A 12665-nucleotide genomic window follows, 5' to 3' on the forward strand; every position below is an offset into this window, starting at 1 on the left:
TGAAAACAGGTCGTTTTTCCTGATGTTTTTTAATTACATTTCAGTTGGTTACATGAAGTGTAAAATCAACTTCGTTGGGGTTACTGCATCTAACTTTCGGGCCGGGCAAAGGATTTCCCCCGCTGTACACGTGGTGGTGACAGGGTTCAGGCCTGGAAGGGGCGTAGGCAATACTCAACATCTGCTCGCCCTGATTCGGGGGAGTTTAAGGGCCAGTCCGGGCGGCTCCTTCCTCGGTTGAGGAAAACGGATGATGTATAACCGTGAATTCGCGAAACGCGTAATCACGATCATCATTGCTGTGTTACAGCTGATCTTGTCGTTCTTGTAATGACCTGAAACGTACTTAAGGCGCTACCGTTTGACCAACGGTAGCGCCTTTAATCGTTGTGCCGGCGTTACTTCGCCAGCAGCGGGGTCGGAGCCATCTGGCGGTGGCTGATCAGCGGGCCGCGAACGTTATTCGCTGCGCGATCGAGCACCTCCTGGATCACCGCTGAAAGTTCGTTAATTTCGAACTTCGCGACATAGCCATCGGCCTGCACTTTACGGACGTGATCTTCGTTCGCGCTGCCCGAGAGGGATGAGTGGATCACCACCGGGATATTCTTCAGGCGCGGATCGGTTTTGATCAGGCGTGTCAGGGTGAAGCCGTCCATCTCTGGCATCTCCAGATCGGTCAGCACCATTGAGATTTTATCGCTTACCGGCACACCCTCTTTTTCCGCCTGCTGCGCAATAAGCTGGATTTTCTCCCACGCATCTTTGCCGGTGATATGCATCATGCTCGGGATCTCCATGGCGTTCAGGCCTTTTTCCAGCATGGCGCGCGCCACTTTGGAGTCTTCAGCCACAATCGCGATAGAACCCGGTTTCAGGTTGAATTTCTTATCCGGAACATGGTCACCGTGAACGTCATGATCCGCCGGCACGATGTCATAGAGGATCTGTTCAACGTCCAGCACCATCGCCAGGTTGTTGGTGTCCTTATCATCATCGAGGCAGGCAATACTGGTGATATAGCGGCCATTGATCGCTTTTTCCGCCGTGTGTACCTGTTTCCAGTCCAGGCGCGTGATGTTCTCGACGGACTCGACGGCAAAAGCCTGCACGCTACGGGCATACTCAGTGATCAGCAGAATGTTTAAGCCGGTCTCCGGTTTGCAACCAGCGACGGCGGAGAGATCAATCACCGGGATCACCTGATCGCGGATATTGACCATCCCCATCAACGGCGGCTTCATTCCCGCAGGGCGAGTAAATGTGGGCATCGGTACGATTTCGCGCAACTTAAACACATTGATGCCAAACAGCTCAGATTTCGTCGCATCTAATGATGTGCCAAGGCGAAACAGCAACAGCTCAAACCGGTTCGACAGAGTAAGATTCGCCCTGTCATCGATGTCTTTCTGGAAATTATCCATCATGCCCTCAAAGAAGAAATGCCTGCGTATAACTTATTATCGGCATGACGGCGAAAAAATAGAGTGCCTAAATTAAAATCAAATGCGAACTACGTCAAAATCTGCTGCTAAGGTCGTCTCCGGGAATATTTCACGACACTCTTTTAGCAGCGCCTGGCTCCCCTCGGCGTCATAACGCGAACTGATATGGGTAATCACCAGACGTGAAGCGCCAGCCTGCTGAGCCAGTTGCGCCGCCTGCCGCGCTGAACTGTGGCCGCGGCTGTTTGCCTTCTCTTCCATGGCGCTCTCAAGCGTCGCTTCATGCACCACCACATCGACATCTTGCGCCAGCTCAAGTGAGGCGGGGCAGGGTGAGGTATCACCGAAGATTGCCACCCGTTTACCCGGCTCGGCCGGGGCCAGGTAATCTTTTCCCTCGATAACGCGCCCGTCATCCAGCGTTACCGTGCCGCCCGCCTTCAGCGTCTGAAACAGCGGCCCGGCGGGAACGCCTGCGGCGACAAGCGCAGCGGCATTCAGCGCGCCCGGTTTATCGTGCTCTTCCACGCGATAGCCGTAACACTCCACCGGATGCGCCAGCGGGAAGGCCGTCACTTTGCGCAGCCCATCATCCATCACCAGGCCAGGCTTAACCTCTTCAATGGTCAGCGGATAGTCGGTCCACGAGCCGCTCAGGCGCAGCGCGGTCTCAACAAACTCCTTAATGCCTTGCGGGCCGTAAATGTGCAGCGGCTGCGTATTGCCCGCCATCGACCGGCTGCAGAGCAGGCCCGGCAGACCAAAAATATGGTCGCCATGCAGATGGGTAATGAAAATTTTGTCCAGCTTGCCCGGGTTAAACGCGGTGTGCAGCAGCTGATGCTGCGTACCTTCACCACAGTCGAAAAGCCACAGCCCGGCGCTCGTCGGGTGCTGAAGATTGAGCAGAATGGCGGTGACGTTGCGCGCCCGCGTCGGGACGCCTGCTGAAGTACCTAAGAAGATCAGTTCCACATGCTTTGCCTGAAATGAAAAGAATCTAGTATAACCACATGAGTCTATTTGAGGAGATAACGATGATCCGCTGGCAAGACCTGCACCATTCCGAACTGACCGTGCCTGCGCTCTATGCGCTGTTGAAACTGCGCTGCGAAGTATTTGTGGTCGAACAGACCTGCCCTTATCTCGATGTTGATGGCGACGATCTGGTGGGAGAGAACCGCCACCTGCTCGGCTGGCAGGGGGATGAGCTGGTGGCGTATGCGAGGATTCTGAAAAGTAATGATGATTTCTCGCCGATTGCCATCGGTAGGGTGATTGTCAGCGCCAGCGTACGCGGGGAAAAACTGGGCCATCAATTGATGTCGCGCGCGGTGGCCTCCTGCCTGCAACACTGGCCGCAGCACGCGCTATACCTGAGTGCACAGGCGCATCTGCAACCCTTTTATCAACAGTTCGGTTTCCAGCCGGTCACCGATATCTATGATGAAGATGGCATTCCCCATATCGGCATGGCCCGCGAGGTCGGCCAGGCGTAAACGCCAGCTATTGTCTATAGTTAGCGTACAGGTTCATAACATGGAGAAAAGAGATGACTAATCAATTCGATTCACACATTGACGACGACCTGACCCTGCTGAGCGAAACGCTGGAAGAAGTTCTCCGCTCATCGGGCGATCCCGCTGACCAGAAGTACATTGAGCTGAAAGCACGTGCCGAACAGGCGCTGCATGATGTGAAAAACCGCGTCAGCAGCGCGTCTGATACCTACTACTATCGTGCGAAAAAAGCGGTTTACCGTGCCGATGACTATGTGCACGAAAAACCGTGGCAGGGCGTTGGTGCTGGTGCGGCTGTAGGTCTGGTGCTCGGTCTGCTGTTAGCCCGTCGCTAAACTTTATCTCCCCTCCCTGGAAGGGGGTACTGCTATTCATCGTAGTACCCCGTATACTGTGTGGTTTTTAAAACCGTGCCGTTTTTCCGGGAGGGGTTCGCATGTTTTCTCTGTCCTCTGCGCTTGGCGTTTTACACCAGCGTCTTGCCGACACGTTTCCTGACACCCCTGGTTTTACCCTTTTTGACGTTCCCTTCCCGCTAAATAATGCCTTCGATCCGCTGGCATGGCTTTGTGCCCAGCATGTTTACCCGCAATTCTACTGGCAGCAGCGCAGCGGCGATGACGAAGCGGCCGCCCTTGGCGCACTACGCGCATTTACCTCTCTCGTTGAGGCGCAACAGCATTTACAGACCTGGCCCGATGATGTGCGCATTTGGGGGCTGAATGCCTTTGAGCCGAGTGAAGGTGCGCTCTTTTTACCCCGTCTCGAATGGCGGCGCGAAGGGGGCAAAGCGATGCTGCGCCTCTATCTCTTTAGTGCCACCTCGCTGCGTGAAGATGCGCAGTGTGCTGCCGATTTTCTCAACGCACTTTCTCCTGCTACTCCGTTGGTTATGAGCCCGCCGCGCTGCGTTGAGCAGCAGCACTTCCCGACGCGCGAAGGGTGGGAGATGCTGATAAGCCAGGCGCTTGAGACCTTGCAGCGCGGCGAGCTGGATAAAGTGGTGCTCGCCCGCGCCACCGACTACCGCTTCGATGCGCCAGTGAATGCCGGTGCGCTGATGGCCGCCAGCCGCCGTCTCAACCTCCACTGCTTCCACTTTCTCTATCGCTTTAACGCCCAGACCGCCTTTCTCGGATCGACCCCCGAGCGGCTATGGCGGCGACGCGGCGTGGCGCTGCGCACCGAAGCGCTGGCCGGGACGGTGGAAAATCATGATGACGATGCACAGGCGCAGCAGCGGGCAGCATGGTTGATGAGTGACGATAAAAACCAGCGGGAAAATATGCTGGTGGTGGAGGATATCTGCCAGCGTTTGCAGCAGCAGACCGGCGCGCTGGATGTGCTGCCGCCGCAGGTGGTGCGGCTGCGCAAGGTGCAGCATTTGCGCCGCTGTATCTGGAGTGACCTGCGGGTGGCAGACGATGCCCTCTGTTTAGATCTGCTCCAGCCGACCGCGGCGGTGGCGGGCTTACCGCGCCCTGAAGCCCGGCGTTTTATCGCCCGTCACGAACCCTTTGCCCGCGAGTGGTACGCCGGGTCGGCAGGTTACCTGTCGCGTAAGCAGAGTGAGTTCTGCGTGGCGCTGCGCTCGGCGAAGGTGAGCGGCGAGACGGTGCGGCTCTATGCCGGGGCGGGTATTGTGCCCGGTTCTGACGCTGAGCAGGAGTGGCAGGAGATCGATAATAAAGCCGCCGGTCTGCGATCGTTGTTGCTACAGACGCACCCATAGACGACCTATATCAAAAACTAATCATTTCAGAAAATTTATACTTAGTCCCAATATTGATACCGGACAAATTCATGTCGATAAGCTCATTCAACCGACGCTGGGCCGCGGTGATTCTGGAAGCCTTAACGCGCCACGGCGTCAGGCATATCTGCATTGCGCCAGGCTCCCGTTCGACGCCGCTGACGCTCGCCGCCGCCGAAAACCGCGCATTTATTCATCACACCCATTTTGATGAACGCGGGCTGGGCCATCTTGCGCTCGGGCTGGCGAAAGCGAGCCATGAACCGGTGGCGGTGATCGTCACCTCCGGTACCGCCGTGGCGAACCTCTATCCGGCGCTGATTGAAGCGGGGCTGACCGGCGAAAAATTGATATTGCTGACGGCGGATCGCCCGCCGGAGCTGATTGATTGCGGTGCCAACCAGGCAATTCGCCAGCCGGGCATCTTTGCTTCCCATCCGACAGAGGCCATCGCCTTACCGCGCCCGTCACAGGATATCCCGGCGCGCTGGCTGGTCTCGACGATTGATAATGTAATAGGCACATTGCAGGGCGGGGCGGTGCATATTAACTGCCCGTTTGCTGAGCCGCTGTATGGCGAAATGGATGAGACCGGTCTTGGCTGGCAGCAGGCGTTAGGCGACTGGTGGCAGGATGATAAGCCATGGTTACAGGCGTCCGCGCCGTGCGGCATTAACAGAGAGCGGGACTGGTTCTCCTGGCGGCAGAAACGCGGCGTGGTGATCGCCGGGCGCATGAGTGCAACCGAAGGACGCAAGCTGGCTGAGTGGGCGAAAACCCTCGGCTGGCCGCTGATTGGCGATGTGTTATCGCAAACCGGGCAGCCGCTACCCTGCGCCGATCTCTGGCTTGCTAATAGCCAGGCCGTTGAAGCGCTCAGCGAGGCGCAGATTGTGCTGCAATTTGGCAGCAGCCTGACCGGAAAACGTCTTTTACAGTGGCAGGCGACCTGCACGCCGCAAGAGTACTGGCTGATTGATAATCTCCCCGGCAGGCTCGATCCGGCGCATCACCGTGGCCGTCGTTTAGTGGCGGATGTGGGCGGCTGGCTGGCGCTGCATCCGGCTGAACCCCGCGCGCCGTGGTGCGAAAAGCTTACCTCGCTCGCAGCGCTTGCCTGGGAGCGGGTGCGTCTACAGCGTGAGAATTTCGGCGAAGCGCAGCTGGCACACCGTATTAGCGACTATTTACCGCCTCAGGGTCAGCTTTTTCTCGGCAACAGCCTGGTGGTGCGGCTGGTGGATGCGCTGGCGCAGTTGCCGGCAGGTTATCCGGTCTACAGCAACCGCGGCGCGAGCGGCATTGATGGCCTGCTCTCGACCGCAGCCGGGGTGCAGCGGGCCACCGCGCGCCCGACGCTGGCAATCGTCGGCGATCTCTCTGCGCTCTACGATCTCAACGCCCTCGCACTGCTGCGCCAGGCCTCCGCGCCCTTTGTGCTGCTGGTGGTCAATAATAACGGCGGGCAGATCTTCTCCCTGTTACCGACGCCGCCCGCCGAGCGCGAGCGCTTCTATCTGATGCCGCAAAATGTCCATTTCGATCATGCCGCCGCGATGTTTGAGCTTCCTTATCATCGCCCGGAGAGTTGGGCGCAGCTGGAGCAGGCGCTGAGCGAGGCTTGGCAGAAGCCGGGCGCGACGGTGATTGAAGTGGTGGTAAACGAGACGGACGGCGCGCAGACCCTGCAAAACCTTGTCGCGCAGGTCAGCCAGCTATGAGTTTGCATGCAGAGATCCACGCTGGTCGGCAGCCGCTGCCGTGGCTGGTCTTTCTGCACGGTTTTTCCGGTGATGGTCGCGAATGGCAGCCCGTCGGCGCAGCGCTTGCGGATTTCCCGCGTCTCTATCTCGATTTGCCGGGCCACGGTGCGTCAGCCACAACCTCTGTTGACTCCTTTACCGGGATGGATGCGCTGCTGCGATCGACGCTTAGTCGTTACAACATACTAAGTTACTGGCTGGTGGGGTACTCCCTCGGCGGCCGCATTGCGATGTTTCACGCTTGCCAGCAGCCAACGGGGCTACAGGGCATCATTATCGAAGGCGGGCACCCAGGCCTTGCCGATGAGCAGGCGCGTGCCGCAAGGCTGGAGGCTGATGAAGCGTGGTGTCAGCGCCTGCGCCACCAGCCGCTCAGCGAGGTGTTTGACGCCTGGTATCGTCAGCCGGTATTTGCCGGGCTGACGGAAACCGAACGTGCGACCCTGGTTGCGCTTCGCAGCCACAATGACGGCAACGCGCTGGCGCAGATGCTGGCGGCAACGTCGCTTGGCCGTCAGCCCGATCTGCGCGCTGCACTACGGGACGCCGCTTTTCCCGTTCACTATTTCTTTGGCGAACATGACCGTAAGTTTCGCACGCTGGCGAGCGAGGCCGCACGCCACTGTTACGCCATTCCTGCCGCCGGGCACAACGCGCACCGGGAGAATCCCACGGCCGTTGCTGCCCTGCTGGCGCGAATTCTGCCTCTTGAGATTAAGGACCGACCATGATCTACCCTGATGAAAAAGAACTCTACGCCGCCGTTGAGTGGCACGACTGCTCCGAAGGTTTTAGCGATATCCGCTATCAAAAATCCGCTGACGGCATCGCCAAAATCACTATCAACCGCCCGGAAGTGCGCAACGCGTTTCGTCCTGTGACGGTAAAAGAGATGATTCAGGCGCTGGCCGATGCGCGCTATGACGACAATATCGGGGTGATCATCCTGACCGGCGAAGGTGATAAAGCCTTCTGCGCCGGTGGCGATCAGAAGGTGCGCGGCGATTACGGCGGCTACCAGGATGACTCCGGCGTGCATCACCTCAACGTCCTCGATTTTCAGCGCCAGATCCGCACCTGCCCAAAACCGGTGGTGGCGATGGTAGCGGGCTACTCCATCGGCGGCGGCCATGTGCTGCATATGATGTGCGATCTGACCATCGCGGCGGAAAACGCGGTTTTCGGCCAGACCGGCCCGAAAGTCGGCTCCTTCGACGGCGGCTGGGGCGCGTCCTACATGGCGCGCATTGTCGGCCAGAAGAAAGCGCGCGAAATCTGGTTCCTCTGCCGCCAGTACGATGCGCAGCAGGCGCTGGATATGGGTCTGGTCAACACCGTGGTGCCATTAGCGGATCTGGAAAAAGAGACCGTGCGCTGGTGCCGTGAAATGCTGCAAAACAGCCCGATGGCGCTGCGCTGCCTGAAAGCGGCGCTGAACGCGGACTGCGACGGTCAGGCCGGGCTGCAGGAGCTGGCGGGCAACGCCACCATGCTCTTCTATATGACCGAAGAGGGTCAGGAAGGTCGCAACGCCTTCAACCAGAAGCGCCAGCCTGACTTCAGCAAATTTAAACGGAACCCGTAATGCGCCAGGCGCAGATCTACCGCTGGCAGATCCCGCTGGATGCAGGCGTGGTGCTGCGCGAGCGTCGGCTGAAAACCCGGGACGGGCTCTTTATCCAGTTGCAGGAAAACGGTGGCGAAGGGTGGGGCGAGATTACCCCTCTGCCGGGGTTCAGCGTTGAGACGCTTGATGAGATGCAGCCTGCGGTGATGGCGTGGGTGCAGGCCTGGCGTGACGGCGCGTCACCCGCGCTGCCATCTCAACCCAGCGCGGCCTTTGGCCTGAGCTGTGCGCTGGCTGAACTGGCAGGGGAGTTGCCGCAGCCTGCCGATTACCGTGCGGCGATGCTCTGTACCGGCGATCCCGATGAGCTGTTTGCCGCACTTGGCGCACTGCCCGGCGAGAAGCTGGCGAAGGTGAAAGTAGGTCTTTACGAAGCGGTGCGCGACGGCATGGTAGTTAATCTGCTGCTGGAGTCGATCCCCGATCTGCGCCTGCGTCTGGATGCCAACCGCGCCTGGACGCCGCTGAAAGCTCGCCAGTTCGCTAAATATGTTGCGCCTGCCAACCGCCCACGCATCGCTTTTCTGGAAGAGCCGTGCCAGAGCCGCGAAGCGTCGCTGGCCTTTGCTGAGGAGACCGGCATTGCGATTGCCTGGGATGAGAGCCTGCGCGAGGCGGATTTCACCTTTACGCCGCAGCCGGGCGTCAGCGCGGTAGTGATCAAGCCGACCCTCACCGGCAGCCTGCAAAAAGTGGCGCAGCAGGTCGCGGCGGCACATGCGCTCGGCTTGACGGCGGTGATCAGCTCATCGCTGGAGTCGAGCCTCGGGCTAACGCAGCTGGCGCGGATTGCAGCCTGGCTGACGCCCGGCACCGTGCCCGGTCTTGATACTTTACAGTTGATGACCGCGCAGCTGGTTCGCCGCTGGCCCGGCAGTGAACTGCCCTGTATCGCGGCGGCGGAGCTGGACACGTTACTATGAATTTTTCCGACTGGCCGTGGCGATACTGGCGCGAGCAGCGCGGCGAACACCCTGCGCTGCGCTCAGGCCAGCACACCCTCACCTGGCAGCAGCTTTGTGACGAGGTGGATGCCCTGGCAAGCAGCTTTGCCCGCCAGGGCGTACGCGTAGGTGATGGCGTGATGCTACGTGCGCGCAACCAGCCGCAGACGGTGCTCGCCTGGCTGGCGCTATTGCAGTGCGGCGCGCGGGTTTTACCGATCAATCCGCAGCTTCCCGTCGCCTTGCTGGATGCGCTGCTGCCCGCCATGACCCTGCGCTTCGCCCTCGATCTCACCCCCGCGCCGCTGGCGCACGATTTTATCCCTCTGCGCTGCGCGCAAGCGCCGGGTGAGCATGCGGTTGCATGGCAGCCGCAGCGGCTGGCATCAATGACGCTCACCTCCGGCTCAACCGGTTTGCCGAAAGCGGCGGTGCATACCTGCGCCGCCCATCTGGCGAGTGCGCAGGGCGTGCTCGCATTAATCCCCTTTAATAAGGAAGATGACTGGCTGCTCTCGCTGCCGCTGTTTCATGTCTCGGGGCAGGGCATTTTGTGGCGCTGGCTGCTGGCGGGCGCGCGCATGACGGTGCACGATAAGCTGCCGCTCGATCAGGCGCTGCGCGGTTGCAGCCATGCGTCGCTGGTGCCGACACAGCTTTGGCGCTTACTCAATGATAATGCCCCGCTGTCGCTGAAAGCGGTGCTGCTCGGCGGCGCGGCCATTCCGGTAGAGCTGACTGAACAGGCACGCGAGCGCGGCATCTGCTGCTGGTGCGGATATGGTTTGACGGAGTTTGCCTCAACGGTGTGCGCAAAAGAGGCCGACGGCGCGCCCGATGTCGGTTATGCGTTGCCGGGGCGTGAGGTAAAGATTGTCGGCGACGAGGTGTGGCTGCGTGCCGGGAGCCTCGCCGCAGGCTACTGGCGCAACGGCGCGTTGCTGCCGCTGCTCAATGATGCAGGCTGGTTTGCCTCCCGCGATCGCGGCAGGCTGCATGAAGGGCGTCTGACTCTGCACGGTCGGCTGGATAACCTCTTTTTCAGCGGTGGCGAAGGCATTCAGCCTGAAGAGGTGGAGCGCGCCATCGCCCGTCACCCGCAGGTGCAACAGGTGTTTGTGGTACCGGTTGATGATGTGGAGTTTGGTCAGCGCCCTGTCGCGGTAATTGAGTGCGAAAGCGAAGTCAATGTCGCGGCTTTAAGCCACTGGGCGGCGGATCAGCTGGCGCGTTTTCAACAGCCGGTGCGCTGGCTGCCGTTGCCAGAGGAGCTGAAAAACGGCGGCATCAAAATCTCCCGCCGCGCCCTGCAAACATGGGTCAACCAGCAGCAGCGCTAGTGCCGCAACTCTTTTTGCGAGCTACCTCGACAGAGCGAAAACTGACGGCTGACACGCGCTCAGAGTGTGCTAATTTGCGACAGGGATGCAAAAGCGGATCAGCAGCAGAAGGAGACGTTAATGAACATTGCACAATATCTTCGCGAAGAGGGGCTGGCTCAGGGGCGAGCCGAAGGCGATGCGCATCGCGAAAGTGATGCTGGAAAAGGGGATGGAGCCTGACGTTGTGGCCTCCCTGACCGGTATTCCGGTTGAGATGGTAGAGAAGGCTCGCCACTGAACTCCCCAGAGCAGTCTTTTATCCCTCAGCCCCGAAAGCGTATTTGCCTCAGGCCGTGCACGCTATTAGACGTTCTGCTGTCGGGAAAATAAGCGTACAATCAGACGCTTTGGGGCGCTGCCCCGTTTCGTGCGGAACGTGAAAATGAAAAAGTTAGCTCTATTAGGATGTGCTGGCATGTTGCTGGCCTCCGCCGGTGCGCAGGCGATTAGCCTGAATGGACAGATTGGTAAAGATTACAGCAGCCTCGGTTTCGGTCTGGGAACCGAAACCAGCGGTATCGCGGTCAGCGGTAACTGGGCGCATAGCGAAGATGATGGTGATACCGCAAGCCTTGGGCTTGGTTACAACCTGCCGCTCGGGCCGTTCCTGGCAACCGTTGGTGGTAAAGGCATCTACCTGAACCCGGATGAGGGCAGCGAAGGCTACGCCATCGCTGTCGGCGGCGGTTTGCAGTGGGAGATCGCCCGCAGCTTTAACATTTTCGGCGAGTATTACTACTCTCCGGACTCGCTCTCAAGCGGCGTTAAAGAGTACCAGGAAGCCAAGGCCGGTGCGCGTTATACCATTATGCGCCCGTTCACCGTCGAAGCCGGTTATCGCTACATTGAGATGGCAGGCAAAGATGGCCGCCGCGACAGCATCGTTGCGGATGGTCCTTATCTCGGCGCCAGCGCCAGCTTCTGATCCCCCGGCGCGGCAACCGCCGCGCCCGTTTCCCCTCTTTAGTCTGCGCATGCGCTATAGTGTTTCAACCCCGATTGCAGGAGCGAACGATGTTAAATGTGGAGATGTTATCGACCGGCGATGAAGTGCTGCATGGCCAGATTGTCGATACCAATGCGGCCTGGCTGGCCGACGTATTTTTTAACCAGGGGTTGCCGTTAACGCGCCGCCATACCGTTGGCGATAACCTCGACGACTTGATTGCGATTTTGCGCGAGCGCAGCGAGCAGGCCGATGTGCTGATCGTCAACGGCGGTCTTGGGCCAACCAGCGACGATTTGAGCGCGCTGGCAGCGGCCACCGCCAAAGGCGAAACGCTGGTGCTGCACGAAGCGTGGCTTAAGCAGATGGAGCGCTTTTTTACCGATCGCGGCCGCGTCATGGCACCCAGCAACCGCAAGCAGGCGGAGATCCCCGCCAGCGCCGAGCTGGTCGATAACCCGGTCGGCACCGCCTGCGGGTTTGCATTGCAGTTTAACCGCTGCCTGATGTTCTTTACCCCCGGCGTCCCCTCAGAATTTAAAGTGATGGTTGAGCAGGAGATCCTGCCGCGTCTGCGTGAGCGTTTCACTCTGCCGCAGCCGCCGGTCTGCCTGCGTCTGACCACCTTTGGTCGCTCCGAGAGCGATCTGGCAGAAAAACTCCAGCATCTCGATCTGCCGCCCGGCGTGGTGATGGGTTACCGCTCATCGATGCCGATTATCGAACTGAAACTGACCGGTCCGGCAGAGCAGCGTACGGCGATGGAAGCGCTGTGGCCGGAAGTGAAAAAAGTGGCGGGGGAAAGCCTGATTTTTGAAGGCACCGAGGGTTTACCGGCCGCGATTGCCGCCGCGCTGCGCGAGCGCCAGCTGAGCCTGACCCTGAGCGAGCAGTTCACCAGCGGGCTTATCGCGTTGCAACTCTCCCGCGCCGGTGCGCCGCTGCTCGCCAGTGAAGTGCTGCCGTCGCAGGCGGAAGCGCTGGCACAAACCGCGCGCTGGACAACCGAGTCACGCAACCGGCATCTCGCCGGGCTGGCGTTAACCGTCACCGGGCTGGAAGAGGATCATCTCAACTTTGCGCTGGCGACGCCGGAAGGCACCCGCGCGCTGCGGGTGAAGTTCAACAGTAGCCGCCACAGCCTGGCGGTGCGCCAGGAAGTCTGCGCAATGATGGCGCTCAATATCCTGCGCCGCTGGCTGGCTGGCAAAGATATCGCCAGCGATCACGGCTGGATTGCGGTGGTTGAAACTCTCGCCGTGGAATAAGCCAGCAGGAGAGGCGC

Annotated in this window: 13 protein-coding genes; 11 read left to right on the forward strand and 2 right to left on the reverse strand. The window is 59.7% G+C overall.

All coding sequences use genetic code 11. The features are described 5' to 3' along the window. Window positions 1-398: 398 nt before the first annotated feature. Both N7V53_RS07940 and rbn read right to left on the reverse strand, forming a co-directional pair. Window positions 399-1424 (reverse strand): chemotaxis protein, encoded by a 1026-nt coding sequence (locus tag N7V53_RS07940; RefSeq protein ID WP_023479862.1) that lies wholly within the window; start codon window positions 1422-1424, stop codon window positions 399-401. Between the two features lie 78 nt (window positions 1425-1502). After that, window positions 1503-2420 carry a ribonuclease BN gene (rbn, locus tag N7V53_RS07945; protein WP_279792990.1) on the reverse strand — a complete coding sequence of 306 codons (918 nt, stop codon included), beginning with the start codon at window positions 2418-2420 and terminating at the stop codon, window positions 1503-1505. A gap of 62 nt (window positions 2421-2482) precedes the next feature. Between rbn and N7V53_RS07950 the strand changes: the two genes are divergently transcribed. The 11 genes from N7V53_RS07950 (at window position 2483) to N7V53_RS08000 (ending at window position 12648) form a co-directional block, all read left to right on the forward strand. Then, window positions 2483-2944 (forward strand): GNAT family N-acetyltransferase, encoded by a 462-nt coding sequence (locus tag N7V53_RS07950; protein ID WP_279792991.1) that lies wholly within the window; start codon window positions 2483-2485, stop codon window positions 2942-2944. A 53-nt stretch (window positions 2945-2997) separates the two neighbouring features. Continuing rightward, the gene (gene elaB, locus N7V53_RS07955; RefSeq protein WP_023479917.1) at window positions 2998-3300 is read left to right on the forward strand and encodes a stress response protein ElaB; all 303 of its coding nucleotides are present in this window, start codon (window positions 2998-3000) and stop codon (window positions 3298-3300) included. A gap of 101 nt (window positions 3301-3401) precedes the next feature. After that, window positions 3402-4697, forward strand: coding sequence for an isochorismate synthase MenF (gene menF, locus N7V53_RS07960; protein WP_279792992.1), 1296 nt, complete (start codon window positions 3402-3404; stop codon window positions 4695-4697). A 71-nt stretch (window positions 4698-4768) separates the two neighbouring features. Continuing rightward, window positions 4769-6439 carry a 2-succinyl-5-enolpyruvyl-6-hydroxy-3-cyclohexene-1-carboxylic-acid synthase gene (gene menD, locus N7V53_RS07965; RefSeq protein ID WP_279792993.1) on the forward strand — a complete coding sequence of 557 codons (1671 nt, stop codon included), beginning with the start codon at window positions 4769-4771 and terminating at the stop codon, window positions 6437-6439. After that, window positions 6436-7212, forward strand: a complete 777-nt coding sequence (gene menH, locus N7V53_RS07970) for a 2-succinyl-6-hydroxy-2,4-cyclohexadiene-1-carboxylate synthase (RefSeq protein WP_279792994.1) — start codon at window positions 6436-6438, stop codon at window positions 7210-7212. The genes menD and menH overlap by 4 nt, the downstream gene beginning before the upstream one ends. Then, on the forward strand, window positions 7209-8066 hold the full coding sequence (gene menB / locus N7V53_RS07975; RefSeq protein WP_054803352.1) for a 1,4-dihydroxy-2-naphthoyl-CoA synthase: 858 nt from the start codon (window positions 7209-7211) through the stop codon (window positions 8064-8066). The genes menH and menB overlap by 4 nt, the downstream gene beginning before the upstream one ends. Beyond that, on the forward strand, window positions 8066-9031 hold the full coding sequence (menC, locus tag N7V53_RS07980) for an o-succinylbenzoate synthase (protein ID WP_279792995.1): 966 nt from the start codon (window positions 8066-8068) through the stop codon (window positions 9029-9031). Before menB ends, menC begins: the two co-directional genes overlap by 1 nt. Continuing rightward, complete coding sequence (menE, locus tag N7V53_RS07985) at window positions 9028-10392, forward strand: o-succinylbenzoate--CoA ligase (protein WP_279792996.1); 1365 nt, start codon at window positions 9028-9030, stop codon at window positions 10390-10392. The genes menC and menE overlap by 4 nt, the downstream gene beginning before the upstream one ends. A 127-nt stretch (window positions 10393-10519) precedes the next feature. Next, on the forward strand, window positions 10520-10672 hold the full coding sequence (locus tag N7V53_RS07990; protein ID WP_279792997.1) for a hypothetical protein: 153 nt from the start codon (window positions 10520-10522) through the stop codon (window positions 10670-10672). Window positions 10673-10816: 144 nt separating this feature from the next. After that, a complete protein-coding gene (locus N7V53_RS07995; protein ID WP_076770186.1) occupies window positions 10817-11359 on the forward strand; it encodes a YfaZ family outer membrane protein in 543 nt (180 codons plus the stop codon). Window positions 11360-11448: 89 nt separating this feature from the next. Next, window positions 11449-12648, forward strand: a complete 1200-nt coding sequence (locus N7V53_RS08000; protein ID WP_023479658.1) for a nicotinamide mononucleotide deamidase-related protein YfaY — start codon at window positions 11449-11451, stop codon at window positions 12646-12648. The last annotated feature ends 17 nt before the right edge of the window (window positions 12649-12665 follow it).

The organism is Kosakonia sp. HypNH10 (genome assembly GCF_029850615.1).
GTDB classification, from domain to species: domain Bacteria; phylum Pseudomonadota; class Gammaproteobacteria; order Enterobacterales; family Enterobacteriaceae; genus Kosakonia; species Kosakonia cowanii.

Bases quoted from the DNA above. Each gene is read 5' to 3' on its own strand.
- N7V53_RS07940 (WP_023479862.1), bottom strand. From the start codon at position 1,424: ATGGATAATTTCCAGAAAGACATCGATGACAGGGCGAATCTTACTCTG.
- N7V53_RS07950 (WP_279792991.1), top strand. From the start codon at position 2,483: ATGATCCGCTGGCAAGACCTGCACCATTCCGAACTGACCGTGCCTGCG.
- elaB (WP_023479917.1), top strand. From the start codon at position 2,998: ATGACTAATCAATTCGATTCACACATTGACGACGACCTGACCCTGCTG.
- menF (WP_279792992.1), top strand. From the start codon at position 3,402: ATGTTTTCTCTGTCCTCTGCGCTTGGCGTTTTACACCAGCGTCTTGCC.
- menD (WP_279792993.1), top strand. From the start codon at position 4,769: ATGTCGATAAGCTCATTCAACCGACGCTGGGCCGCGGTGATTCTGGAA.
- menH (WP_279792994.1), top strand. From the start codon at position 6,436: ATGAGTTTGCATGCAGAGATCCACGCTGGTCGGCAGCCGCTGCCGTGG.
- menB (WP_054803352.1), top strand. From the start codon at position 7,209: ATGATCTACCCTGATGAAAAAGAACTCTACGCCGCCGTTGAGTGGCAC.
- menC (WP_279792995.1), top strand. From the start codon at position 8,066: ATGCGCCAGGCGCAGATCTACCGCTGGCAGATCCCGCTGGATGCAGGC.
- menE (WP_279792996.1), top strand. From the start codon at position 9,028: ATGAATTTTTCCGACTGGCCGTGGCGATACTGGCGCGAGCAGCGCGGC.
- N7V53_RS07995 (WP_076770186.1), top strand. From the start codon at position 10,817: ATGAAAAAGTTAGCTCTATTAGGATGTGCTGGCATGTTGCTGGCCTCC.
- N7V53_RS08000 (WP_023479658.1), top strand. From the start codon at position 11,449: ATGTTAAATGTGGAGATGTTATCGACCGGCGATGAAGTGCTGCATGGC.